Here is a 25694-nt window from a genome sequence, read left to right as displayed (position 1 = left end):
TTTGCTATAAATGAAAGTGCAAACGATTGTTTAAATTTATTAAATTTCATGCAATCGTTTGATTGAAATAAAAATTCTCATTTATTAATTCAATTTGTGATATTGCAAGCACATTGATGATTTAAAAAACATAGTTTAATGTCTGATTTTAACCAATTAGTAGTAGAGAACGCAGCAAAACAATTCACATTAGAAGGAGATATCATTTCAGTGCAGCCTTTTGGTTCTGGTCATATCAATGATACTTACCGTGTAATTACTTCCATAAATAGTGGGATATCGCATTTATTGCAACGCATTAATCATCACGTTTTCCCAAATGTGGACGGTTTAATGCATAATATAGAAATTGTAACAAAACATCTTAGTAAGAAAGTAAAAGTTGCTGAAGGAAAACGGGTCAGTGATCATGTCCTGACGATTATTCCTACGCTGGAGGGGAAGTTATATACGAAGGACAGTCAGGGGAATTACTGGCGCATGTTTATCCTGATTGAGGATACAAAGAGCTATGATATCGTGGAGACGGAGGTGCAGGCAGCCGAAGGTGGACGTGCCTTTGGACTGTTTCAGAAGCAGCTTTCTGACCTCGATGCTTCCCGTATTGTTGAAGTACTTCCTAATTTTCATAATATAGAATTCCGGCTTGATAACCTCAGGAAAGCTATCGCACTGGACGTTTGCCAACGTGTTGGTCTGGTGAAAGATAAGCTGGATTTTATATTTAGCCGTGAAGATCGTATGAAGACGATTCTGGAATTAGGGAATAAAGGCGCATTGCCCTTACGTATTACCCATAACGATACAAAATTTAATAATGTGCTGCTGGATGTCCATGATAAAATGCAATGTGTGATCGATCTGGATACAGTAATGCCTGGATATGTTGCCTATGATTTTGGAGATGCTATCCGTACCATTATTAACCCTGTTGCCGAAGATGAGAAAGATGTGTCGAAGATTGTGCTGAACCTTTCGTTGTATAAAGCCTATGCAGAGGGCTATTTGGAAGAGGCAAACGAATTTCTCACGACCTTGGAAAAAGAAACCTTGGTCGACGGTGCCTTTTTATTACCCTATATGCAAGGTGTGCGTTTCCTGACCGATTATATCGAAGGTGACCATTATTATAAGACCAAATATGACGATCATAATTTGGTGCGCACAAATACACAGTTGAAATTGGTGGAGGAGATGGAGAAGAATGAGGAATTTATGAGAAAGGTAATTTTTGATTGTATTTAACGATTTTATACCTTTAATATTTTGAGAAGCTTCCATCGGATGATGAAGCTTCTTTTTCTTAACTTTATTGCATATGAAGAAACTAACCATGCTGCCCATCGCATCAAATTTGACAGGCAGTCTCAATTTTAATCAGCTTTCGGACCTTGTCGGCGATTTCGAATGGCATACGTTAGACCATAGTAATTGGAATGAGTCGTATCCTTATAAGCCACAGGTGAAATTTAAGATCGGTTATACAAAAAATGAACTGTTGTTGCGGTTTGATGTCGCAGAGGAGCAATTGCGCGGAAATTACTCGGATGTCAATCAAAATGTTTGGGAGGATAGTTGTGTGGAATTTTTTATTTCGTTTGACGATCGTAAACATTATTATAACATCGAATTTAATTTAATAGGAACCGGTTTGATCGGTTATGGATCTCCTGATAAATCAACGAGAAACAGACTTAGTGCAGCTGAAATAGAGACGGTACAGGCATTTTCCATGATTGAGCGCCATAGCGGCACTGACAAGCGTTGGAGCATGATCCAGGTTATTCCGCTAGCTGTATTTAAATTTGATGATACAAGTGATCTGAAGGGGAAAACAATACACGGAAACTTCTACAAGTGTGGAGACAACCTGAAAAATCCGCATTTTCTGTCATGGAATAAAATAGATAATCCAACTCCTAATTTCCATTTGCCTAAATTCTTTGGAGAATTAGTCTTTGGGTAGAAGTTGGATTATAAAATGTTGTTGCTTATTGGTAAACGGATTCTTTTTTGAATTTTTTTGCCAATAAAGCATATACCAAAACGCGGTATTTATTTTTATTGGATTTACCAATCGTGGTAATGACTTCTTCTAATGCCTTGTCTAAATCAGGACCATCTTTAAGACCTAATTTTTTGATCAGGAAATTTTGCTTGACACGTTTAAGCTCCTCGGGATCTGATGCTGCAATAGTTTCTGAATCTGGATTGTAAATGGAGGGGCCCATTCCTTTGGTCACTTTGGCAATAAATGCATCATCTAGTGACAGACCTAATTTTTTTGATTCTGCAGTATATGCAGCAATTTTTTCATCTAATTTGCTCATAATTACGTAAATGATTTAATTGTAGTAAGTTAAGTTAAGAGAAAAAAGTTGGAATACAAAATAATTCTTGGGAGATAAATAAAGATTGTTACATTTGTAATTGTTTAAGTGCCGGTAACTGAAAGTGTGGAAAAATTCAGAGAATTATTCTCCGTAATTGTTGCAAATTACATTTTTATAAATTATCTTTGCACCTCAATAATTGAATATACGTAATCATATATAATAATGAAAAAAGATTTGCATCCTTCAAATTACAGATTAGTTGTATTTAAAGATATGTCAAACGACTATGCTTTTATTACTAAATCTTGTGTTGACACGAAAGAGACTATTCAGTGGGAAGATGGTAATGAGTATCCAGTTGTAAAATTAGAGATTTCTCATACATCACACCCTTTCTATACAGGTAAAATGAAATTGGTTGATACTGCTGGACGTATCGACAAATTCCGTAGCCGTTACAACAAAAAATAATTGTAGCAGATCTGTATATTACAATATTAAGAACTCGATAAATGTTATTTGTCGGGTTTTTTTTGTTATTTTTATTTTGTGAAAATCTTTTTTGTAGATTGTTTTGATGCTGTCCGACCGTTGGATAAGCTTACTTTCCCGCTGACTTCTTTTGATAAAAAGAGCTTATATCCTTTTACCTTTATTAAATCCTGTCTTGACTTACGTGTCGGTATCCTGACGCTAAGGGAGAAATGGCTTAGGTTGGCCTCAGTATTCGATTTGGAACTTGCTGAAGGCGAAGTGCTGGAGGACGGAGCTGTTTGGGTGACCAAACATGTTGTTCCTTCTGAGGTGCTTTTACGGGCTGTTTTGGCCATGGAGGAAGGAGATGTCTTGCGGTGCGGCGGTAGGATCATTGCCTTGCGGTATAACAGAAGCTGTGCGCTTAAATTGAAGGATATAACCGAAGAAATTGCACTGTTGAAAGGGGTGGAAGATTTATTTTTATTGACAGGGGCTGAAATTGAGCGTGATTTCAAGCTTTTGGCAACTGAGACATCTATTGCCAATGTTTCCCCGACAAATCAGCTGTTAGGGACGGCGTTTTATATTGCGAAAGAGGTCACGATGGAATGCGCCACGCTCAATTCGACCTGCGGACCTATTTACATTGATGAAGGCGCCACCATCATGGAGGGAGCGCATTTACGCGGGCCTTTATACTTAGGAAAAGGGGCTGTCGTAAAAATGGGCGCAACGATTTATGGGAATGTATCGGTTGGCCGGAAGAGTGTCGTAGGCGGCGAGGTCGGCAATGCGGTTATCGGTGATTTTTCGGCAAAAGGTCATCACGGCTATCTGGGCTGCTCGGTTATCGGCGATTGGTGTAACCTCGGTGCAGGAACATCCAATTCGAATCTTAAAAATAATCTGAAAACGGTCTCAATTTATGATTATAAGCTGGAAGGGTTTAGAGATACCGGCTTATTAAAGTGCGGCGTTTTCATGGGAGATTATACACGAACGGGTATTAATTCTTCTTTAAATACCGGAACGGTAATTGGAATTGCAAGTATGCTGGCAGATACAAGTTTTTATGCTAAATTTGTACCGTCGTTTGCCTGGGTGTTTAATGGGGATACGCAACACTATAACTTTGATAAGTTTATGGAGTATCTGGAAACGCTATATATGTCAAAAAATGAAGAACTGCCCGAACGGCACAAGAGGGAATTGAATCAACTTAACAAAAAATATAATTAAATCGTAAAAATCATGCGTAAGAAAATCGTAGCTGGTAATTGGAAAATGAATTTAGACTATCAATCGGGATTAAGTTTATTCTCTGAAATTATCAATATGGCCAAAGATGAGGTAATCGGAAATCAAGAATTGGTTGTTTGTAGCCCTTTTATCCATTTGTCAAGTCTTGGACAACTATCCAAGAATGTGACAAATGTAAATATTGGTGCACAAAATATTCATCAGGCAGAATCTGGAGCATATACAGGTGAGATTTCAGCAGCTCAGGTAAAATCGGTCGGTGCTTCACATGTTATTTTGGGACACTCTGAAAGACGTGCTTATTTTGGTGAAACAGATGCTTTGTTGGCTGCTAAAGTAGATATCGCTTTGAAACATGGCTTGACGCCGATATTTTGTATTGGAGAAACGAAAGAAGAACGTGAGTCCGGTGATTTCTTTGAAATAATTAAAACACAATTGACTGATGGATTGTTCCATCTATCCAATGAAGCTTTTGCAGCTGTGGTATTGGCCTATGAGCCAGTTTGGGCAATTGGTACAGGACTTACCGCCAGTCCGGAACAAGCGCAGGAGGTACATCAATTTATCCGTCAGGTTGTGGCAGAGAAATATGGACAGGAAACAGCCGATAATACAAGTATCCTTTACGGCGGATCCTGTAATCCGGGCAATGCAAAGGATTTATTTGCGCAAGCGGATATCGACGGTGGTTTGATCGGAGGAGCTTCTTTGAAATCGAGAGATTTTATTGATATTGCCAAAGTGTTTAACGGCTAATTTTTAGAAATGAAATACATAGAGGTTATCTTTCAAATGCTATCAGGAGAGGAATGGCAAAAGGATCTATTGGTATCTGATTTGGCAGACATTGGTTTTGATACTTTTGAAGATACCGAATCAGGATTTGCAGCTTATATACCGGCTGCAAATCTTGATTTGCAGGCATTAGAAACATTAATGCTAAATCTGGATGCTGGACTTGAAGTGGACTATAAGGTTCAGGAAATAGAAAACCAGAACTGGAATAAACTTTGGGAAAGTAACTTTAATCCCATAGAAGTCGGTGGACAGTGTTATGTAAGGGCTACATTTCATGAGTCAAAACCTGATTTCCCTTATGAAATCATCATTGATCCTAAAATGTCTTTTGGGACAGGGCACCATCAGACTACATCAATGATGCTTCAATATATCCTGGAAAATGATTTTGAGGGCAAGCGAGTATTGGATATGGGCTGCGGTACAGGTATTCTAGCGATTCTGGCATCAAAAAAAGGAGCTAAGGCCATATTGGCAGTGGACTATGACGAAATCTGCGTGGAAAGTGTCGCTGAAAATAGCGGGCTTAATCATGTTGACAATATCGAGGCTGTATGTGGATCCTTTGAGGTGTTAAAAGATCGTCTTTTCGATACGATATTAGCAAATATTAATCGAAATATCCTGTTGGAGCAGTTGCCGCAATATGCATTAAGTATCAATAAAAATGGAGAGTTGTACTTAAGTGGATTTTATGAACAGGAAGATTTGGCGATGTTGCGTGATGCCGCTGAGTCTTTGGGGTTTGAATTTATCTCCAAAAAAGTTTTAAATAATTGGTGTGCAGCCAAGTTTGTGAAACGGTAATAGAGCGATGCGTATTCATTTTATAGCGATAGGTGGTAGTGTGATGCATAACCTTGCCATTTCATTGGCAAAGCAAGGGCATCAGATTACTGGATCTGATGATCAGATTGTGGAACCTTCCCGTTCCCATCTTATCGAAGCTGGATTATTGCCAGATCAATTGGGATGGTTTTCCGGCAAGGTGACGGATGATATTGATGCTGTTATTTTGGGAGCACATGCGGAAGCAAATAATCCCGAATTAAAAAAAGCACAGGAACTAGGTTTAAAGATCTATTCTTTTCCGGAGTTTATACAAGAACTCTCGCAGGATAAGATCCGTGTAGTTATCGCAGGTAGCTATGGGAAGACAACGATCACGAGCATGGTCATGCATGTGATGCGATTCTTAGGTAAAGATTTTGACTATTTAGTAGGAGCCCAGCTGAGAGGCTTTGATAAGTTGGTAGATATTACAAAAAATAATAAGATTATTATTATCGAGGGAGATGAATATGTTTCGTCCAAAATTGATCCTAAGTCCAAATTTTTGTATTATAAGCCTAATATCGCCTTAATTTCGGGTATTGTATGGAATGAATTTAATTCCAAAATATCCAAAGAGGAATATATTAAACAGTTTGAAGATTTTATTGACTCCATACCCCCTAAAGGTACGCTGATCTATAATAAAGAAGACGCTGTCCTTCAGGGTGTTTTACAGGATACCAAAGACTGTAAGATCAATAGGCATGGTTATAAAATACCTGATTATACCATTAACAAAGGGGTTACTTATCTGAATACAGCAGATGGAGATGTCCCTTTACAAATATTCGGAAAGCATAATCTGTCTAATATTGCCGGCGCTTATACGGTATGTGAATGGCTTGGTATTAAAAAGAAAGAGTTCTTTGATGCGATAAAGAGTTTCAATACCTCTATCCGTTATCTGGAATTTGTAGCAAGTTCTGAGGGGTCTGTCGTTTATCAAGATTACGCCTGTAATGCAGATAAGGTTAAATCAAGTATTCACGCCGTAAAAGAACAATTTCCTAATCAGAAATTGGTCACAATTATCGAAATAAACTCGTATGATAGTTTGGATTCAAGCTTTTTGTTACAATATGCTGACTCCATGCGTGAGTCGGATCTCTCTGTTGTCTACGTGAATATCAACTCCTGTAAGGAAATGAACAAGAATATTGAAAGTGTTCCTGAGAATATCAAGAAGAGTTTTAATAATACTGATTTAGAGGTTGTTGTGAGTTTGGATGGCTTGTATTCTTTTTTAGATGGAGTAAAATCCAGGGGTTACAATTTACTGCTTATGAGTTTAAATAATTATAACGGGGTTAATCTGTCCGTTCTTGCTGATCGTTTTTTTAGGGATTTTTAAAGAAAAAATTATAATTTAATGTAAATTAATTTTTAATTGCTATTTTTGTTTAAAATATCTACCAGATGAATGCATTAGGAAAAAAAATTAGATTACTTAGACACCAAAAAGGGTGGAGTCAAGAGGATGTTGCAAAGCGATTGGATATCTCAATCCCGGCATTTTCGAAAATTGAAACAGGAATTACAGATGTGAATCTGTCTCGCCTGAATCAGATCTCAAAATTATTCAATTTGACAGTTGTCCAGCTATTATCTACTTCTGATTCAGAAGAGGATAAAGAGTATGTTAATGAGGTCAATGCGTTAACGCAAAAGTTGCAACAACGCGATGGCGAAGTTATCGAACTTCAAAAAAAGGTCATTGATCTTTACGAACAATTGCACAAAAGATAGGGCATATTAAAATTGTTACTGAAAAGGTAATCCAAAAGGGTTACCTTTTTTTGTTTATGCAACTTTATTTTGGTCAAAAGTGATTTTGTTTTTGTTTCTTTGTAAGTATTTTATAAAAATAAAGGTTGATTACTTATGGGGAGACTAAACGGGGAAATCACTACAAGCCCGTCGAATGATTTTTTTAAATCAAATGTACTAGGACAGCGCTCAGGGCTGTTTGTACTTTTCTTTACAGAAATGTGGGAACGATTCTCGTTCTATGGAATGCGGGTCCTATTGATGCAATTTTTAACTGCTGCGGTTATCCAGGGGAGTCCATTCTCTGGCTGGGCCTGGACTGCTCAACAGGCAGGTGCATTGTATGGGACTTATGCCATGATGCTTTATTTGACACCAATCCTAGGAGGAATCATTGCTGATAAATATATCGGATCCCGGAAAGCCGTTATTATAGGTTCGGCAATCATGACATTAGGGCATGCGGCAATGGCTTTTGATACCGCCATTATGTTTTTCTTGGGGTTGATCTGCCTGGTTATCGGAACGGGCTTTTTCAAGCCGAATATGCCTTCAATCCTTGGCGAGATGTATAAAGACCTTCCTGAAAAGAAGGATGGCGCATACACCATATTCTATATGGGCGTTAATGCGGGCGCTTTCTTTGGGATGATGCTCTGCGGTTATATCGCTGAAACGTATGGATGGCATTGGGGTTTTGGGTTAGCCGGTATTTTTATGCTCTTAGGTACACTTCAGTTTGTTTTCGCAAAACCGCTCATGGGCAACCTCGGTATTTTGGACAAGTCTGTGACCGGTGAAAAGAAAGAAGTCACGGTTAGCGATACGGATACCAAAAATCCGTTTACATTAAGAGATTATGTGCTGATCGCTATCGTATCCATTATAGGTTTTGTCTATGCTTTTAATGACCCATTGTCGAAAAATGGTATTATTGATGTTTTTGCCGGACTGGATACCTCTTTTCTGAGGGGACAGTATATCATGGTCATCGTCGCATTGATCCTTTTTATTTATTTGATTGTTTCCCGGATTTTGCGTTATGACAAAACTGTTCGGGACAGGATGTTTGCCGTGGTGCTTTTGGCATTTTTCCTTATTTTCTTTTTCATGAGCTTTGAACAGGGAGCAACTTCACTGGTCATTGTCGCAAGAGATAATATCGACCGAGCGCTTACAGGCACTGCATTGACAACATTTAATGTGGTCAATGGTTTGTTAACGATTGTACCGCTGTCAATTATCAGTTGGGTCTTAATTAAATTGGCTAAGGTGACATGGGATAAGATCGCAATATCCAATATCGTTTTATTTGTCTGTTTTGGACTGATCTGGGGTGCGGCGATCTGGATGCTTTATCAGGAGTTTAACAAAGAGGCTTCAGAAATCAAAGTCTCCTGGTTCTCAATTCTTAACTCCTTTTTTATTATTGCATTAGCGTCTACAGTTTCCAAGATCTGGGAATCGAAATATAACCCTTCGGCAGCATTTAAATATGGATTCGGCTTGATCCTTGTTGCAATTGGGTTCTTGATTATCGGATTGGGATCATGGGGGATAGCACCGGGAGTGAAAATCTCAATGGTATTTCTTGTCCTGACTTACCTGTTCCATACTTTGGGTGAATTGTTTATTTCACCAGTAGGTTTGTCTTATGTTTCCAAGCTGGTTCCGGCACGGATGCTGGCTTTTATGTTTGGTATCTGGTATCTTGCTATTGCGATCGCTCAAAAGGTCGCAGCAGTATTGGGGGGACAGGTGGAGACAATTCAACAAGAATACTCATTAAGTCACTTTTTCTTTTTATTTACAGCCATTCCAGCTTTTGCCGGATTGCTAGTGATGTTATTCAATCCTTTGATCAAAAGGTTGATGCACGGAATTAAATAATAACTATATAAGCTTCTTTTACGAAAGAAGCTTTTTTGATTAATATAAATACAGTATGGAGGCTAGTAAACGCGAGTCGTTAGAGGAGATTCAAAATTTTAAGGGCAAGTACCCTCGGCAAATCTGGAGCCTGTTCTTTTCGGAAATGTGGGAGCGGTTTTGCTTTTATGGCATGCGGGGCATGTTGGTGTTCTTTATGATCACCGAGCTAGATTTTGCAAAGAAAGAAGCTAATTTACAGTATGGGGCTACTCAGGCATTTGTCTATGCTTTTACATTTATCGGTGGTCTTTTCGCTGATAAGATTTTAGGTTTTAGAAAATCATTGTTTTGGGGCGGCTTATTGATGATCGCAGGAAGCCTTTTCCTGGCAGCGGATCCACATCAATATTTCTTTTTTGGTCTCTCATTTATTATTATCGGTACCGGCTTTTTTAAGCCGAATATCTCTACGATGGTGGGAGAACTCTATCGTGATGGAGATAGCCGTCGTGATGGTGGCTTCTCGCTTTTCTATGCGGGGATCAATCTAGGTGCATTTTTAGGTGGCTATGTTTGTGTCGCTATTGGTAAAGGGTATATGTTGAGTTCGGTTATCTCCGAACCTCACCGTTGGAATGTTGCTTTTGGTTTAGCTGCAATAGGGATGCTGGCAAGTTTGATTAATTTTCACTTTACCAAAAGACATCTCGGACCTATCGGGCTGCAACCTGGACACCCAGATGCTATTGTAAAGACGAAAGCCTTGCCAAAATGGGTTGAATATGCGGTATATGCCCTGACCTTGATCTTTATACCTGTAATTCAGATCATGGTGTCGAAAACCCAATATACCGATTATTTTATGTATACTATCGGGCCATTGACATTGTTGTATCTGTTCTATGAAATGTCACAAGTAACCAGAGAGGAACGAAAAAAATTAATTGCTGCGCTGGTATTTATTTTGTTTTCCATTATCTTTTGGGGGATATATGAGCAAAGTGGTGGCTCTCTGAGTATTTTCGCTGCAGAGCATCTGAATGACTCTTTACTTGGGGCGGTGACACTTGATCCAAATGGTGTCAATAATTCTGGAGGTGCATTATTTATTATCGCCTTAGCACCATTATTTGGACTGTTCTGGATCTGGTTGGGAAAACGTAAACTTGAACCGAATACCATTATCAAGTTTGGATTGGGCTTTGTTTTCCTAGGGCTAGGATACTACGTGCTTTTTGCTACGCGTCTTTTTGCCCATGATGGGATGACCTCATTGGATATCTTTACACTTGCTCTATTAGTGATTACCGTCGGGGAGCTCTGTCTCTCGCCAATTGGACTGTCCATTATGACGAAACTGTCCCCGGCAAGGTTACAGGGTATTATGATGGGAATGTGGTTTTTGGCGAGTGCTTATGGACAATATGTGGCGGGCTTGATCGGTGCGGGTATGGCTGAAGCAAAAGAGGGAAGTTCGCTGGCGGATAACTTAGTGACGTACACCGAAAGTTATAAGCAATTGGGTTTGTATTCTTTAATTGCGGGTGTGGTGCTCATCGCATTGTCGCCTGTTGTGCGGAAGCTTATGGGAAATGTGAAATAATTTCTGATTATTTAAGGTTCGCCATTCCTACGGTAGTGATTCGTGTCTGCTTCGTATCTGCTTCGGGATATAGTCGTATCAGCTTCGAGGTGAGTCAGTGATGAGAGCGTGGTGAGTCCGTGGTGAGTCCGAGTATAACACGGATTCACCGCACAAATACAGCATTGACAAGTCGCTCTTACCTGCTCTCAGGGGTGGAGGAGGGCCGAACCTGTCCCGAAGTATAATCGAAAGATAGTCGAATCATGCGTGATACTCGGACTCTGTTCAGGAAATTAATTGCAAATAAAAATTTCAAAGTAGTGTGGACATTAGGGAAAGCCTACTGATTCTTGTACTAAGATTTCTAATTTTTTTTAGCGTATATAAGGTCTGAGGTATAGAAGAATAAGGCTGTCGTAGAAATTAAGGAGGGAAGTAGTAAACAGAAAAGCCTGATTATTTCTAATCAAGCTTTTCTGTTTATCCGTATATCCATTTGAATTTATATTCTTTTTCGGGAATCTTCATGCGATCTGCTAATCTTGCCAGACGATCAGGCAATTTTAGGAGATAGTCTCTTGCTTTTTCTCCCTGATCATTTAGTCCTGAAACTTGATCAATCTTCCATTCATTATTAAGTTCTTTCAAGATATCAACATAATCTAAAGCGGTATATACGCCTAATCGCTGTGCAGCATCTGAAAAATGAGCAAAGGCGTCACCCTGAGGTTCGCCTGCTTCTCTTAAAAACTGTGCCGGCATCACGATTTTCTTACGCATCATATCTTCAAAAGCTATCATCACTTCGCTAGGGTCTACAGTCAGGGCTTTTGATATGAAAGACATATAGGCCTTGGCGTGACGTGCTTCATCCGATGCAATGACACCACACATCTTCGCAAGAAGCTTATCACCACTTTTTTTGGAAAGTCCCGATACCCGACGGTGGGATACGTTGGTGGCAAGTTCCTGGAATGAGGTATAGATAAAGTTACGGTAAGGATCAGCACCAGTCCCGATATCAAAACCATCTTGTATCAGGTATTGTGTGGACATCTCAAACTGTCGCATATCTATTCTGCCGGATAAGTAAAGATATTTATTCAATAGATCCCCGTGGCGGTTCTCTTCGGCAGTCCAGGCGCGAACCCATTTCATCCATCCACCTTGTTCATTTTTATCGACATCCTCGACCATAGTCAACCAGGATTCGTAGGTCGGAAGGGCTTCTTCGGTGATTGTATCGCCAATTAATACAGCGACCAAGTCATACGAAAGTTCTTTGGCACTTTCCTGTAAATCTCTTATTTCCTCAAAAAACGTATCCCTTGAAGCGTCTGGAAGGAAATCAGCGGGTTGCCACATTTCTTCTACAGGCTTCAGGTATTCGCTCATTTCATTTAACATGAAAGGCTCCAAGTAGGCCATCACTTCTTTACGTGAGCCTTCTGGTAAATTTAGAGGTAATTCTTGCATATCAATACAAAGGTAAATAAATAGCTCCAATAAATTATAAAAGCAAGATAGAATTGTTTAAAATGGTAAAAGGGGATAAAAGGAGCATCTTCAACCGGATTGAGTCACGTTATACCGCGGTAGACAGACAGCTTGGGTAATTGATAATGACATAAAAAACAGATTGCTCAGCCCGTATTCGATAAAATACTATTAACTTTGTATAAATTATGGAGACGACTTTGGAAACATATAACATAGATAAAATACGGGCAGATTTTCCTATTCTAAAAAGAGAGGTGAATGGCAAACCTTTGGTTTATCTGGATAATGGTGCGACGACACAAAAACCCACGGCAGTAATAAATGCCATTGCACATTATTATACGGATATGAACAGTAATGTACACCGGGGTGTTCACTACCTGAGCCAGATATCAACGGATGCTTTTGAGGTTACCCGTAAAAAGCTTCAATCTTTTATCAATGCCCCCGAAGATAAACAAGTGATCATTACCAAGGGTACGACTGATAGTATCAATCTGGTAGCGACTTGTTATGGAAGGGCATTTATACATGCGGGAGATGAGATCATCATTTCTGCGATGGAACACCATTCCAATATTGTTCCCTGGCAGATGCTCTGCGATGAAAAAGGATGTAAAATCCGTGTTATTCCTATGAATGACAAAGGGGAGCTTGATATGGAAGCTTACCAAAATTTATTCAATGAAAAGACCAAGCTAGTTGCCGTAACCTACGTCTCTAATGCATTGGGAACGATCAATCCGGTGAAGGAGATGATCTCGATCGCACATGACAAAGGAGTGGTTGTCCTGGTTGACGCGGCACAAGCTGTCCAGCATATTCAAGTGGATGTGCAGGATCTTGATGTTGATTTTTTGGCATTTTCTGGACATAAAATGTACGGGCCGACAGGTGTCGGTGTGTTGTATGGTAAGGAAGAGTTATTGAATGCAATGCCTCCTTATCAGGGTGGCGGTGATATGATTAAAGAGGTTACTTTTGAAAAGACAACTTATAATGAATTGCCTTTTAAATTTGAAGCTGGAACACCTAATATCGAAGCTGGAATCTGTTTAAATGAAGCTATTGACTATATCAATTCAATCGGCTTGAAGAATATCGAAGCTTATGAGCACGAGCTGTTGGACTATGCCCTGGAAAAATTGTCCCAGATTCCCGGGATGAAATTTATTGGCACCGCCGACCAAAAATGTTCCGTCATTTCATTCATTATCGAAGGTACGCACCCCTATGATGTAGGTGTAATTTTGGATAAATTGGGAATAGCGGTGCGAACCGGTCACCACTGTGCACAGCCTGTGATGGACCGTTTTGGTATTCCGGGCACAATCCGGGCTTCATTGGCACTTTACAATACAAAAGAAGAAATAGATATCTTGGTAGCGGGCATTCAGCGTGCTGTCAATATGTTGGTGTAATAAAAATGGTTATGACAATTAATGAAATACAAAATGAATTAATTGAGGATTTTGCTTTCTTTACCGATTGGATGGAAAAATACGAATACATCATTCAACTTGGCAAAGAGGTTCCTTTAATTGATGAGCAATATAAAACAGAAGAATATATTATTAAAGGCTGCCAGTCCAAGGTATGGCTGTATCCTGAGGTTAAAGACGGAAAAGTGTATTTCACAGCTGATAGCGATGCAATTATCACCAAAGGTCTGGTTAGTCTGATGGTCAAAGTACTGTCTGGACATACGGCAAAAGAAATTGTTGATGCAGACCTGTATTTCGTTGATGAAATAGGCTTAAAAGAGCATTTGTCGCCGACCCGCGCTAACGGTTTATTGTCGATGATCAAACAAATGAAATTATATGCACTGGCATTGCAGGTCAATGCTTAGCTGATAATGAAAAGGGGATGATCGTTATCCCCTTTTTTTATGCATCTTTTAAGCAATAAGCGCTTGGTTATCGGCTGACAAGCTTATCCTATTAAATCTTTTATAATGATTTTTTTCATCTTCATCAGCGCTTCTCCGGCTCCGGGATTTTGAAGATATGTGGCAATCTTGGCAGGTACAATTTGCCAGCTTACTCCAAATTCGTCCTTACACCAACCACACAAGCCTTCCTGTCCCCGTGCGGTAATGCTATTCCAGTAATTGTCAATTTCTGCCTGATCTTTGCATAAGACGGAAAGAGAAATTCCTTCATTAAAAGTAAAGTTCTGCGTGACACCACTATCCATTGCCATTAGAGTAAATCCATTGACAAGGAATTGTGTATGCTGAACCAAACCTTCGTAGTCACCTGTTGCATAACGCATGATACCGTTGCTATGAAAGTCGTCGAACATATCTTCATAAAACTTTAACGCGGCTTCACATTTACCCTGCTGGGCCCCACAATACATCAGGGTAGGGACAATAGCTTGCTGATTCGTATCACTGAGTTTGCCTTGGTATAATTGCCAGTTTACACCATATTTATCCGCTATCCAACCATAGTATGGGCTCCAGGGATAACTGTCTAAGGGCATTAATGTGTTGCCACCTGCTGAAAATGCACTCCAGATGCGATCAACTTCTTCTTTTGATTCGCAGATCACCATAAATGATATGGATGGGTTGGGTTTAAACGTCGGACCGCCGTTGATGCCGATAAATTTTACGCCATTGAGCTGAGCCTCGACAACGATCGGGGAGTGGCGGGTTACATGGCTGTTTGGAAAGGTCTGAGAGTATAGATCAAAAGCCTCTTTCGCATTTTGATCAAACCAGATCGACGGTATAATTGAATTTTCCATGTGCGTATATTTTTTTGTTGAAATTCATTATTTATATTTATCATTTAATCCTTTGTTGGCGATAATCATCGGTCTGATTTTTTCGAGACGGGATAATTTGGTTTTTTCCTGCTTTGCCTCGTCGATATATTGGATATATTCTTTTTGTTTTCCGGGAGTTAAGGCATTGAAATGATCATGAAATACCTCATCTGAACGAAGAACTTCCAGTAACAGACCCGATGGGGGGATAACTTCTTTTTTAGCTGGTTTAATTTCTTTTCCTTCGTCAACAGTTTGAATAGATTCTTGGATGTATGCTTCAATTTTGGCACTATCCATCTCATTCACGTCCTTAAAACGCCATTGGCGAAGTGCTTTGGTTTTTCCTTCTGAAGCATTGATCAGAAAATTTTCCTTATCTTCTAAAAATACGCCATTGTAAAACCAGAGGGAGAAAAAGTTTTTGAAACCGCCCCATCCGATAACATTCTTTCCCTTGTGTGTATAAACGTAAGTTCCCCATTTGAATTCTTTTTTCAGTGTGGTTTTTAACATGATCTGTTGCATCATTTCTTCAGCTTCCAGCCAATTTCCACGGTTTTTATGCCAGTTGGGACCTTGTTTATCTTTGAGTTTTTCGATGTTGAATGCAACAATATCCAGGATGATTTTTTCGGGTATGGGTTGATCTATCGGGATCTGAATGGCACCTTTTGTTGTTTTGAAAGCCTTGAGCCGAGGAGCGAAATGTTCAATGGCGTCCGGCCCGGGGTATATTCCGAGATGCTGCTTATTCATGGCAAAATGAATCAGATTGCCATTCAATCGGAAGGTAGGCATCTGGTAGGAAATGGTTTCTGTGGTCGCCGTGGGGACCACCCCGGCTATAAGTTTGTAGACTTGGATGAGATATGCTTTCTTATCCCCCTCGAATTGGTTTATATACGCGTCAATTGTTGAAAAGCTGCTTGTCATACGATTATTCCTTATCCTTGATCCGTGTGTATTTTGTTGATAAAAATTGGATAGTCTGCTGCATTAATGTGGTCAGATGATCCGTATTGATGTCACTTAGTTTTTTAATGTAAATACAGGCTTTTCCCTGTTTGAATTTACCCAATTTTTCCACCAATGGCCTATGTTCGTCGAGTCCGGTATACACATAAAGCGAGATCGCCGCTTTTCGTGGGCTGAAGCCTATCAAAGGGGCATAGCCTTCGTGTCCGCTCGCGTATATATAATGATACTGTCCAAAGCCAATGATGGATCCGCCAAACATCTTTGGCGCTTCATCTGAGACGGAATGCATCAGATGGATAAGCCGGATGCTATCTTCTCTTTTTTGCACATCCGATATTTCTTGAATAAAGTCATTGACATTCTTTTCTGTGTAGGAAGTTTTGTTTACCACCATTTCCCTAATTGCTATTAAAACATAAAATCAAACGCACCTTTTCGAAGATTGATATTATATTCGAGATAGGCCTTCATGCAAGCTAGAAAGTTTGCCCATCCTTCCGTTTGTCGCATCATGATCAAAATGCCATCTTGATCGTTGTTCATTTCGTGTTCCGTAATTCTGACGACGGTAGCGTCTTCCCCGAAGGCAGAGAGGTTGATTTCAACCAACTGGTTGGCGACCCCACCGCTCCAGTCAAACGAAATATAACTGTCCGGGTGAATTGTTTTTCCGGTTACGGGAAAACTGTCAGGGAATTCGGGGAAAGTCCATTCTACGGTTTTTCCGGTCTCTAATCGTCCAGTTGCGGACTTAATAAAATAATGATTCATCTTATTCGGGTCAACAATGGCTTCAAAAACTTCACGGATGGGTTTTTGAATCTGAATGCTTGCTTTTGCAGTTAGCTTTTCCATGATCTTAAAATAAATTTTAAACAAATATTATATAAATACCGATAGCTTGTAGCTCCTTGGAATAAAAATAGGCCAAAGAGATGGCATCTTGGGAACAGTAAATGTCAAGATGCTATTTTTGCGCGTACTTACTGAGCCCATCTTGAAATTCCATGGAAGCATGTTTACCATCGCAAAATGGTTTGTTGGCCGATTGCCCACAATGGCAAAGGTTCTGACGGTTTCGCACCCTGACGATCCGGAATGATGTATTGCAAATGAAAGGGTACTTGTCCGTGTAAAATATACGGACCGTCTTTGGTGACTTCGATAAAGATTTCACTGCTGTTGACTTTCGATCCGATTTGAACATGCCAATAATCTGAAGAATTGCTCATGTGTCCTTAAGTTTATAATATAAGATAAACAGTGCAGGGCTGGATAGGTTTTATCTTTTTTGACTTATGTGCTATTACCCTAAAATGAACAAAAATTACACCTTATTCTTTTCGTTTTAAGCTATTTTTGAAAATAGTATACATTATTATAGTTGAACCATATGCGCCTCTGTGCTTGCGTTCGGCTTAAAGAGACAATTATAAATCGAAACTTATGATCAATACTAGGTATTGCCTTGTTTTAATGCTTTCAGCAGCTGCTATGGTGAGCGTAGGGCAGGTTAAAAATGCCAATAGGGGAAATGAAGCCGCAGCGATGTTTAATGATCCTACTGCAAGAGACAGTCTTGCGATATCGGCTGCGGAGACCGGCTGGTGGAAGCAATCTGCAACAGGACAAAAACGGCGTGTTCAAAAATGGAAAAAGGCCACCTTTGGCATGTTTGTCCACTGGGGTGTTTATTCGCAATATGGTAATGTCTGGAAGGGAAAAAAAGGAGGGGGGTATGCCGAACATCTCATGCGTGTCATGCAAATTCCTCGTCAGGAATACTTGGATTCTGCCGCCAGATTTAATCCCGAAAAGTTTAACGCTGAAGAATGGGTAATCTTGGCGAAAAATGCCGGTATGAAGTATTTTATGATCACAGCGAAACATCATGATGGCTTCGCAATGTATCCATCACAATATGCTAGTGTTTATTCGATAAAGAGTACTGCATTAAAAGAGGATCCATTGATGCAACTGGCGCAAGCTTGCCATAAACATGGTTTGTTATTCGGATTTTATTATTCACATGCATTTGACTGGGAGCATCCCGATGCACCGGGAAATGACTGGGATTATAATAACCCAGGTGGGGACAAATTGCTTGGGGGAGTAAATTGGTTTGACAGTCATCCGGAATGGTTGCCTAAAGCAAAACGCTACGTCGATGAAAAGGCGATTCCGCAAATAAAAGAGCTGATCCATAGATATCATCCCGATTTGCTCTGGTTCGATACACCACATAAGCTGCCTTTATCCGAAAATTTAAGAATTCTGCAAGCAATCCGGGATACTGACCCCGCTATCGTTGTTAATGGACGATTAGCGCGTACAGGTGACCGGAATTACGGTGATTATTTGAATACTGCTGACCGACCGGAAGAGTTTTATCCTGTCCCTGCAGGAGCTTATTGGGAGGCTATTCCCACAACGAATGATTCATACGGCTATTCCTCGACGGATAAAAATCACAAACCTACAGCACATTTTATCCAATTGTTGGCCAAAGCGACTGCTATGGGTGGAAATATCCTAATGAATATTGGCCCGAAAGGCGATGGTAGCATTGATGCAGCTGATGCGATTATTTTGGAAGGAATAGCCACATGGATGGCAAAGAATAAGGAAAGTGTCATCGATGTGACGCCTTCGTCCTTACCGCGTCAACAATGGGGAGTGATCACAAAAAGAAACAGCACCTTGTATTTGCATGTCTTTAAAAAGCCGAAAGGAGAGAAATTAACTGTAGGCGGACTTACGATGGCGGTTAAATCCATTTCTCTGCTGTCTTCAAAGAGAAGGATCAAAGGTTATTCTTCAGATACCACCGGCCTCCATATTCCATTGGATCAAATAGGGGATGATTTGGCTGACGAAGTTATTGCTGTTCAGTTAAAGCGGGATAGCATTGCGCCTGAATCCAATGATCTGATTTATGTTGATGCACAGGTCACTGAAAATCGTTTATTGTCTTTCTATGCGAAACAGTATGGAGAACCGATGAAATTCGGGGATGGAAAAAGAGACCGTTACTATGTATCGGGATGGAGAAATAGCAATCAGTATCTTGGATGGGATATCAATGCATTGAAACCTGCGCGGTTTAAAGTCTCGGTACGCTATGTCAAAGATGTGGAAAACACAGGCGGGGAGATGGTTTTAAAAATAGCCGGAAAAGAAATCAGCTTCGCCATTGATCCGGCATCGCCTAAAAGCAGGCTTGGAAACTCCCTTATGCTCGGACAAATAGATCTGCCTGTCGGAAAGCAATCGGTGGAACTCCATGTGAAAAATATTGTAGGAGCAGAGGCCGTTAAGTTTTTGGAGGTTGTTCTGACACATGATTAAAAACCGAACCCGGCCGGCCCTCCGTTCGAATCCTAATTCCTTAAACAAGAAAAGCTAATCTTGCGATTAGCTTTTCCTCTGTGATCCCGCTGGGATTGGCTCAGCCCCACAGTCCCCGTTCACATCCTTGAGCCTCCGACGGATCGAACCCGGCCGACCCTTCGTTCGAATCCTAATTTCTTAAACAAGAAAAGCTAATCTTGCGATTAGCTTTTCCTCTGTGATCCCGCTGGGATTGGCTCAGCCCCACAGTCCCCGTTCACATCCCTGAGCCTCCGACGGATCGAACCCGGCCGGCCCTTCGTTCGAATCCTAATTCCTTAAACAAGAAAAGCTAATCTTGCGATTAGCTTTTTCTCTGTGATCCCGCTGGGATTCGAACCCAGGACCCATACATTAAAAGTGTATTGCTCTACCAGCTGAGCTACGGAATCCTTTCTGTTTTTGAAAGTGATGCAAAGGTATAAAAAGATGTGATTGTGTCCAAATGTTTTTGTTCTTTTTGTTTAAATATTTTGTAACAGTTTATAAATTACGCTTTTATTTTTTTTAGAAGAACGGCTTCTTGTTTGAGAAGGCAGGAATTTGATTGTGAATCGAGCGATTCTGTGTAGGCAGTGTTTACCTTTTTTAAAAATAAGCTGCTGTTAAATAAGAAAAGTCGGCATACCCTGCCGACTTTTCTTATATTTTTGATAAATATGGAGATGACATTATTCTGTCACAACGCCCATATTACTGAATTTGTCAATGCGTTCCTTGATCAATGTATCGCTGTCTTTTGCCGTCAATTCAGCAAGATCTTTCAATAGTTGCTCTTTCAGATTAGCGGCTGCCTGTGCTGGATCCTGATGAGCACCGCCCAATGGCTCAGGAATGATTCCATCTATTAATCCATTGCCTAACATATCACTGGAAGTTAGTTTTAACGCTTCTGCTGCTTTTTCCTTGTGATCCCAGCTTCTCCATAAAATCGAAGAGCAAGATTCTGGCGAAATAACGGAATACCAAGTATGTTCCATCATATATACACGGTTACCTACTCCGATACCCAAGGCCCCGCCCGAAGCACCTTCACCTATGACCACACAGATGATAGGAACTTTAAGTACTGCCATTTCCATTAGGTTGCGTGCGATAGCTTCACCTTGTCCACGCTCCTCAGCTTCTAAACCTGGATAAGCACCCATGGTGTCGATTAATGTAATGACGGGTTTATTGAATTTTTCAGCCATTTTCATCAGACGCAATGCTTTACGGTAACCCTCTGGATTGGCCATGCCAAAATTATGGTATTGACGCTCTTTGGTGTTTTTACCTTTCTGATGACCAATGATCATGACAGGATTGCCATCGATGGAGGCCATGCCGCCTACAATCGCCTTATCATCTTTTACCGTACGATCACCATGCAATTCGATAAACTCATCGCAGATTGCTTCGATATAATCATAGGTCTGTGGACGATCCGGATGACGTGACATTTGAACATTCTGCCATCCTGTTAAATTGCTGTATATTTCTTTTTCCGTAGAAGCAAGTTTTTCCTCAAGTTCACGAACGGTTGCGCTCATATCAACTTGAGTTTTTTCGGCAACTTGTGTTACCTTTTCAATCTGCAACTGCAAATCTGCAATTGGCTTTTCAAAATCAAAAGTGGTTTTCATATATCTATTTTATGAAAATATTCAGGGGGCTAATTTAGCGCATTTTTTCCGAAATTAAAATTTGAGCATACAATATCATTGGAAATCCTTTGTTACATTTGCGTTATAATCATTGTGGTGGCTTAGTTTTTGATTGTAAGCCTGTGAAAAATGTTGACTTATGCTGAAAAAATACTTTTACTTTCTATTTCTGTTGATTTCACCTATACTTGCCAGATCAGAAAGCTATCCGGAGGTACTGTTTGATAATAGTATAATCAATGGAAGTTATGCGAAAAGCATGGCACATTATACAGGTGAGTCCTGGATACAAAATGTGAATCACAGCCTTCCGGTTTCAGATAGCTTGTTTTTTACTCCGGGGAATTCTCTTTCCCTGCGTTACGTTTCCTCTCCAAATGGAAAATGGGAGGCCAGTATATTAAATGATAAACAGAAATTTCAGTATATGATTGCCAAGGATGATCATTTAACCTTTAAATTGTTCATTCAAAGTAATACTGAAAAGGGGCAGCTGCCTAAAGTTGTCCTACAACAAAATGATGTACGCTCCAATGCATTGGATATTAGTTATTACATTGATGACTTTGCATATGATACCTGGCTCAATGTTTCTATTCCCGTGTCAAAATTTGAAGGAATTGTCACAGGAAAGGCTGTGTCTTCGTTGTTACTTGAACAAAATGGTACCGGTACAATTACGCATCAGCTTTTTATAGATCAAATCGAGTTCCTCCCGAAAAACTACCCAAAGGTTAAGCTGTCATCGGCTGCTATTTTGTCTAAAATAGGTGCAGTGGACAAGCAGGTTGAACTTGTATGGCAATTGCCATTGACTCCGAGTATTCGCTACGTGAAAATTTATAGATCGGAAGATAAGCTGAATTATCAGCCAATCGCAGTCTTACCGATTTATGTGCAGAAATGTCTCGATAGGGTGAACGAGTATAACAAGAGTTATTATTATAAAATAGCCTGGGTAGATTACAACTACGTAGAATCCCCATTTTCAGATGTAAAGGAAATACAGACCAAAAAGGGAACCGATGCGGAAATGTTAAGTTTTATTCGGAATGCGCACGTGAATTATTTTATTGATAATTATGATGTGAACAGTGGGATGTACCTTCCTGACCGTGGGAATCGTCAGGCTATAGTTTCAACCAATGAAACTGGCTATGCTATCCTGGGTTTGCTTGTTGCTGCTGAAAACCAACTGATGTCTAGACAAGCTTTGTTGGCACGGATGACACGGATGGTGAAATTTTTGAGCGCGGCGCAAAATCATCAGGGAGTGTTTACTGCCTTCTATGATGGGAGATCGGGAGTACCTCACTATCGTGATTCTGTACCGACCTATGATGTAAGAGGCACTTCACATCTGATGGAGTCATTATTGATCGCCCGTGAATACTTTAGCAAAGATGATCCACAGGAGCAATCGCTACGGAAATCAATTACGGCATTATGGGAACGAATTAATTGGAGGTACTTTACTGATCCAAATAACTCGGATGTCCTTTGGAACAAGTGGTCTCCTATAGATACTACGGCGAGATCCCGTCAATTGGGCGGGTTTAACGAGAGCCTTAGTACTTATGTGCTTGCCATGTCGTCTCCAACACATCCTTTGGCTGCTTCGGCTTATACAAATGGATTTGCAACTAAACATGCGGACGGAATAGATTTTAGTGATGAATTGAGCGCTTTGGTACCGGAGATAAGGACAAAGTTGAATGATTCTCTTGCGCAAACGATAAGTAGCAATCCCCTGATCGGTAACATAGAGAATGTACCCGTTTCGATTTATTCGGACGATAAGGTTATTTTTGCTAAAAGTATCGCTGGAGGTAATCTGACGGAATCGTTGATGTCTGTTTATAGGCCATTTTTGATCATGAATCCGAAAGGGAAAGTGGATAATTTTGTGGACTATAAAAAGTATCTGTCAGACTATATACTTGCCTATAAACGGAGAGATAATGAGTTGAATATCGGAACACGATTTACGGATATCTGGGGTGTTGAACAAGCGGATAATGCTTACCAGGACCAGGGATATCTTGTGAATCCGGCCATTTCAATAGCCTCTTATCCCTTTGAAAAGGAAATCGGTTTGAAAGCTTTGCGTAAATTTTATGAGGAGTATGCAGATGTCCTGTTTACACAATATGGATTTAGAGCTTGGATCGATCTCAAAAATAATGATGTTTCTGAAAGTTACCGGGCGAGAAATCAGGCCACGATAGCTGTAATGATTGAAAATGCCAATTCAGGCATGATCTGGAAGTTGTATGAGCAAATTCCTGAAATTAAAAAGACATTGGATATGGTATATTTGAAGAAATAGATTTGTTACGATCCGATGAACGGAAAGGAGCACCTTTTTTGGTCTTTTTTCCTTATATTTACCCTGTTTAAATCGACATTAAATACGTTAAAAACGATGCTTAGAAAAATTAATTTGGGACTATTGGCCGTATGTGCAGGTTTATCATTATTTTCTTGTAAACAACAGGCTATTGTAGTAAATCCTGGAGCTGTTGTCACAAAAGATGGAACTGATGATGGTTTGAAAAATGTGAAAAAGGACTTTAATGATGCGAAAAGGACTGACGAGGGAATTAAATTCAGTATTTCGTCGGATCTATTGTTCCCAACAAATTCTTCCTATTTATCTGAAAAGGCAAAGACTGAAGTAAGTAAGCTGGCCTTAATCCTGCAAGAGAACAACAATAAAATTAAAGTTGACGGCTATACAGATGCTACCGGTACCGTCGAGTATAACCAATGGCTTTCTGATAAACGTGCTGCGTCCGTAAAAAAATTCCTTGTAGATTCGGGTGTACAAGAGTCTCGTATTACAGCAAAAGGTTTTGGCCAGTCAAATCCTGTTGGTGATAACAAGACACCGGAGGGACGTCAAAAAAATAGAAGAGTAGAAGTAACCATCTTGGATAAAAAATAAAATTATCAGGGTCTTTTTCCTGAATGGAAAGCGAGATATTTTATAAATATATCGCTTTTTTTATGCCTTAAATGGAAGCTGATCGGCTTTTTTAACGGGTTTAATCGGGTAGCTCATACCCTTATCGTTGCAATTATAATCGTCATAATATAAATATAAATCAGATTTGGAAAAACCTGTCGCCATTGAGAGAAATGAATTGTTTAAGCCTAGTTTTCGGGAAGCTATCCGGTTTTGGTTTATCCTGGGCTGGATAAGTTTTGGTGGAACGACGGGGCATATAACGATCATGCATGATTTTCTGGTGGACAAGAAAAAGTGGGTAAGCAGCAAAAAATTTTTTCGGGCGCTGAATGCCTGCATGCTGCTACCGGGACCTGAAGCACATCAATTGACCATCTATCTCGGCTGGAAATTACATGGTCTAAAGGGTGGAGTACTGGCGGGACTGTTTTTTATATTACCTTCTCTGTGTATCATATTGGGACTTAGTCTGGTGTATGTATACTTTGGCAATTCTGCGTTTCTATCTGCACTGTTCTCTGGCTTAAAACCCGCAGTGCTGGCAATTATATTGTTCGCAACTTACAAAGTGGGACAGAAGTCATTATTGGGTACATGGCATTATATCGTCGCTTTGCTTGCTTTTTTGCTTTCTTATTTTGTCAAAGTCCCTATGCCCTGGATTATTTTGGGGGTTATGGTTCTGGGATTTTCACTTTATTTCTTAAAGCCCAAGGAGGAAAAGGGTAAATCTGAACAGGAAGAAGAGGTCGATAAAGAGCGGTTTTATCACGTCAATTCCCTGGAGACAGTACCGTCAATTTCCGTACGTAAGATCAGTGTTCAGTTTCTTGCATTTTTTTTGTTGTGGTTGGGCCCATTTATGGCGCTATACCTGTTTATGCCAGATGCTACATTTTGGAAAGATCTCTCTTTCTTGTTTACAAAATCGGCGTACCTTACAATCGGGGGGTCTTATACTGTTATTCCCTATGTCGCAAATTTGGTGACGGAAAAATTTCTCTGGCTGACAAAGACACAAATGATAGACGGTTTCGCATTGGCCGAAACAACGCCGGGGCCATTGGTTATCGTGTTGGCTTATGTGGGATTTATGGCCGGATTTAATCATTTTGACCACTCCTATGCAATGGCTATGGTGGGTCTGGCGGCTACGGCTTACTTTACTTTTTTGCCCAATTTTGCATTGATCTTTATCGGTGCGCCGCTTATCGAACGCTCTCAAAAAAATAAAGCCATCCAGTATGTACTCTCCTTGGTCACCGCTTCTGTAGTAGGTGTGATTGTTAATTTAGCTTTTTATCTAGGGCAGGGAATTTTGTTTCCAACAACGTCCGGTTTGGCAAATTTGGACTGGAAGGCGTTACTTTGGGTAGCTATTTCAATTTTCCTCTTATTTAGATATCGGATCGGAATGCTGCAGCTTATACTTTTGAGCCTCGTTTACGGATTTTTACTGTACCTGTTGCCATAAACAAGAAAAGCCCATCGACTGA

Annotated in this window: 24 protein-coding genes and 1 tRNA gene; 16 read left to right on the top strand and 9 right to left on the bottom strand. The window is 40.1% G+C overall.

Annotation, left to right across the window (positions count from 1 at the left end; translation table 11 throughout):
- The first annotated feature begins 138 nt into the window (after positions 1 to 138).
- Both DCO56_RS28095 and DCO56_RS28090 read left to right on the top strand, forming a co-directional pair.
- Positions 139 to 1245 (top strand): phosphotransferase enzyme family protein, encoded by a 1107-nt coding sequence (locus DCO56_RS28095; protein ID WP_108636987.1) that lies wholly within the window; start codon positions 139 to 141, stop codon positions 1243 to 1245.
- Between the two features lie 73 nt (positions 1246 to 1318).
- Positions 1319 to 1966 carry a carbohydrate-binding family 9-like protein gene (locus DCO56_RS28090; RefSeq protein ID WP_108636986.1) on the top strand — a complete coding sequence of 216 codons (648 nt, stop codon included), beginning with the start codon at positions 1319 to 1321 and terminating at the stop codon, positions 1964 to 1966.
- 25 nt (positions 1967 to 1991) lie between these two features.
- Here DCO56_RS28090 and DCO56_RS28085 read toward each other — a convergent pair whose 3' ends face one another.
- Positions 1992 to 2330 (bottom strand): DUF2853 family protein, encoded by a 339-nt coding sequence (locus DCO56_RS28085; protein ID WP_108636985.1) that lies wholly within the window; start codon positions 2328 to 2330, stop codon positions 1992 to 1994.
- A 228-nt stretch (positions 2331 to 2558) separates the two neighbouring features.
- Here DCO56_RS28085 and DCO56_RS28080 point away from each other — a divergent pair, with 228 nt between their 5' ends.
- From DCO56_RS28080 to DCO56_RS28045, 8 genes are all read left to right on the top strand, one after another.
- Positions 2559 to 2807 carry a type B 50S ribosomal protein L31 gene (locus tag DCO56_RS28080; RefSeq protein WP_077437478.1) on the top strand — a complete coding sequence of 83 codons (249 nt, stop codon included), beginning with the start codon at positions 2559 to 2561 and terminating at the stop codon, positions 2805 to 2807.
- A gap of 78 nt (positions 2808 to 2885) precedes the next feature.
- Positions 2886 to 4052 carry a putative sugar nucleotidyl transferase gene (locus tag DCO56_RS28075; protein WP_181390701.1) on the top strand — a complete coding sequence of 389 codons (1167 nt, stop codon included), beginning with the start codon at positions 2886 to 2888 and terminating at the stop codon, positions 4050 to 4052.
- Positions 4053 to 4064: 12 nt separating this feature from the next.
- Entirely contained in the window at positions 4065 to 4832 is a 768-nt protein-coding gene (gene tpiA / locus DCO56_RS28070; protein ID WP_108636983.1) for a triose-phosphate isomerase, read from the top strand.
- A gap of 9 nt (positions 4833 to 4841) precedes the next feature.
- Positions 4842 to 5681 carry a 50S ribosomal protein L11 methyltransferase gene (gene prmA, locus DCO56_RS28065; protein WP_108636982.1) on the top strand — a complete coding sequence of 280 codons (840 nt, stop codon included), beginning with the start codon at positions 4842 to 4844 and terminating at the stop codon, positions 5679 to 5681.
- Between the two features lie 7 nt (positions 5682 to 5688).
- Positions 5689 to 7059 carry a Mur ligase domain-containing protein gene (locus tag DCO56_RS28060; protein WP_108636981.1) on the top strand — a complete coding sequence of 457 codons (1371 nt, stop codon included), beginning with the start codon at positions 5689 to 5691 and terminating at the stop codon, positions 7057 to 7059.
- A gap of 65 nt (positions 7060 to 7124) precedes the next feature.
- Entirely contained in the window at positions 7125 to 7454 is a 330-nt protein-coding gene (locus DCO56_RS28055; protein ID WP_070566095.1) for a helix-turn-helix domain-containing protein, read from the top strand.
- A 135-nt stretch (positions 7455 to 7589) separates the two neighbouring features.
- On the top strand, positions 7590 to 9365 hold the full coding sequence (locus tag DCO56_RS28050) for a peptide MFS transporter (RefSeq protein WP_108636980.1): 1776 nt from the start codon (positions 7590 to 7592) through the stop codon (positions 9363 to 9365).
- A gap of 55 nt (positions 9366 to 9420) precedes the next feature.
- Positions 9421 to 10950 carry a peptide MFS transporter gene (locus tag DCO56_RS28045; protein ID WP_108636979.1) on the top strand — a complete coding sequence of 510 codons (1530 nt, stop codon included), beginning with the start codon at positions 9421 to 9423 and terminating at the stop codon, positions 10948 to 10950.
- Positions 10951 to 11412: 462 nt separating this feature from the next.
- On the opposite strand, the gene DCO56_RS28040 is transcribed toward DCO56_RS28045, so the two are convergent.
- Entirely contained in the window at positions 11413 to 12408 is a 996-nt protein-coding gene (locus tag DCO56_RS28040; protein ID WP_108636978.1) for an acyl-ACP desaturase, read from the bottom strand.
- A gap of 209 nt (positions 12409 to 12617) precedes the next feature.
- Here DCO56_RS28040 and DCO56_RS28035 point away from each other — a divergent pair, with 209 nt between their 5' ends.
- Both DCO56_RS28035 and DCO56_RS28030 read left to right on the top strand, forming a co-directional pair.
- The gene (locus DCO56_RS28035) at positions 12618 to 13853 is read left to right on the top strand and encodes a cysteine desulfurase (protein ID WP_181390700.1); all 1236 of its coding nucleotides are present in this window, start codon (positions 12618 to 12620) and stop codon (positions 13851 to 13853) included.
- 11 nt (positions 13854 to 13864) lie between these two features.
- Positions 13865 to 14284 carry a SufE family protein gene (locus DCO56_RS28030; RefSeq protein WP_108636977.1) on the top strand — a complete coding sequence of 140 codons (420 nt, stop codon included), beginning with the start codon at positions 13865 to 13867 and terminating at the stop codon, positions 14282 to 14284.
- A gap of 83 nt (positions 14285 to 14367) precedes the next feature.
- Here the strand turns inward: DCO56_RS28030 and DCO56_RS28025 are convergent, their stop codons facing one another.
- The 5 genes from DCO56_RS28025 to DCO56_RS28000 form a co-directional block, all read right to left on the bottom strand.
- Positions 14368 to 15189, bottom strand: a complete 822-nt coding sequence (locus tag DCO56_RS28025) for a VOC family protein (RefSeq protein WP_108636976.1) — start codon at positions 15187 to 15189, stop codon at positions 14368 to 14370.
- Between the two features lie 27 nt (positions 15190 to 15216).
- On the bottom strand, positions 15217 to 16146 hold the full coding sequence (locus DCO56_RS29670; RefSeq protein ID WP_219929469.1) for a DUF1801 domain-containing protein: 930 nt from the start codon (positions 16144 to 16146) through the stop codon (positions 15217 to 15219).
- 4 nt (positions 16147 to 16150) lie between these two features.
- Positions 16151 to 16585, bottom strand: coding sequence for a DUF1801 domain-containing protein (locus tag DCO56_RS28010; RefSeq protein ID WP_108636975.1), 435 nt, complete (start codon positions 16583 to 16585; stop codon positions 16151 to 16153).
- A gap of 14 nt (positions 16586 to 16599) precedes the next feature.
- Positions 16600 to 17046, bottom strand: a complete 447-nt coding sequence (locus DCO56_RS28005; protein ID WP_108636974.1) for an SRPBCC domain-containing protein — start codon at positions 17044 to 17046, stop codon at positions 16600 to 16602.
- A 112-nt stretch (positions 17047 to 17158) separates the two neighbouring features.
- Positions 17159 to 17398 carry a CDGSH iron-sulfur domain-containing protein gene (locus DCO56_RS28000; RefSeq protein WP_108636973.1) on the bottom strand — a complete coding sequence of 80 codons (240 nt, stop codon included), beginning with the start codon at positions 17396 to 17398 and terminating at the stop codon, positions 17159 to 17161.
- Positions 17399 to 17637: 239 nt separating this feature from the next.
- On the opposite strand from DCO56_RS28000, the gene DCO56_RS27995 reads away from it, so the two are divergent.
- Complete coding sequence (locus DCO56_RS27995; protein ID WP_108636972.1) at positions 17638 to 19539, top strand: alpha-L-fucosidase; 1902 nt, start codon at positions 17638 to 17640, stop codon at positions 19537 to 19539.
- Between the two features lie 361 nt (positions 19540 to 19900).
- Here DCO56_RS27995 and DCO56_RS27990 read toward each other — a convergent pair.
- Positions 19901 to 19973, bottom strand: a tRNA-Lys gene (locus DCO56_RS27990).
- Between the two features lie 279 nt (positions 19974 to 20252).
- A complete protein-coding gene (locus DCO56_RS27985) occupies positions 20253 to 21206 on the bottom strand; it encodes an acetyl-CoA carboxylase carboxyltransferase subunit alpha (protein ID WP_108636971.1) in 954 nt (317 codons plus the stop codon).
- Positions 21207 to 21366: 160 nt separating this feature from the next.
- Here DCO56_RS27985 and DCO56_RS27980 point away from each other — a divergent pair, with 160 nt between their 5' ends.
- The 3 genes from DCO56_RS27980 (at position 21367) to chrA (ending at position 25672) form a co-directional block, all read left to right on the top strand.
- Positions 21367 to 23556, top strand: a complete 2190-nt coding sequence (locus tag DCO56_RS27980; RefSeq protein WP_108636970.1) for a glucoamylase family protein — start codon at positions 21367 to 21369, stop codon at positions 23554 to 23556.
- 96 nt (positions 23557 to 23652) lie between these two features.
- Positions 23653 to 24174, top strand: coding sequence for an OmpA family protein (locus DCO56_RS27975; protein WP_108637006.1), 522 nt, complete (start codon positions 23653 to 23655; stop codon positions 24172 to 24174).
- A 166-nt stretch (positions 24175 to 24340) separates the two neighbouring features.
- Positions 24341 to 25672 carry a chromate efflux transporter gene (chrA, locus tag DCO56_RS27970; RefSeq protein WP_108636969.1) on the top strand — a complete coding sequence of 444 codons (1332 nt, stop codon included), beginning with the start codon at positions 24341 to 24343 and terminating at the stop codon, positions 25670 to 25672.
- The last annotated feature ends 22 nt before the right edge of the window (positions 25673 to 25694 follow it).

The sequence above is a fragment of the Sphingobacterium athyrii genome, from assembly GCF_003071065.1.
Taxonomy (GTDB): domain Bacteria; phylum Bacteroidota; class Bacteroidia; order Sphingobacteriales; family Sphingobacteriaceae; genus Sphingobacterium; species Sphingobacterium athyrii.
This window is presented reverse-complemented; position numbering and strand designations above follow the sequence as displayed.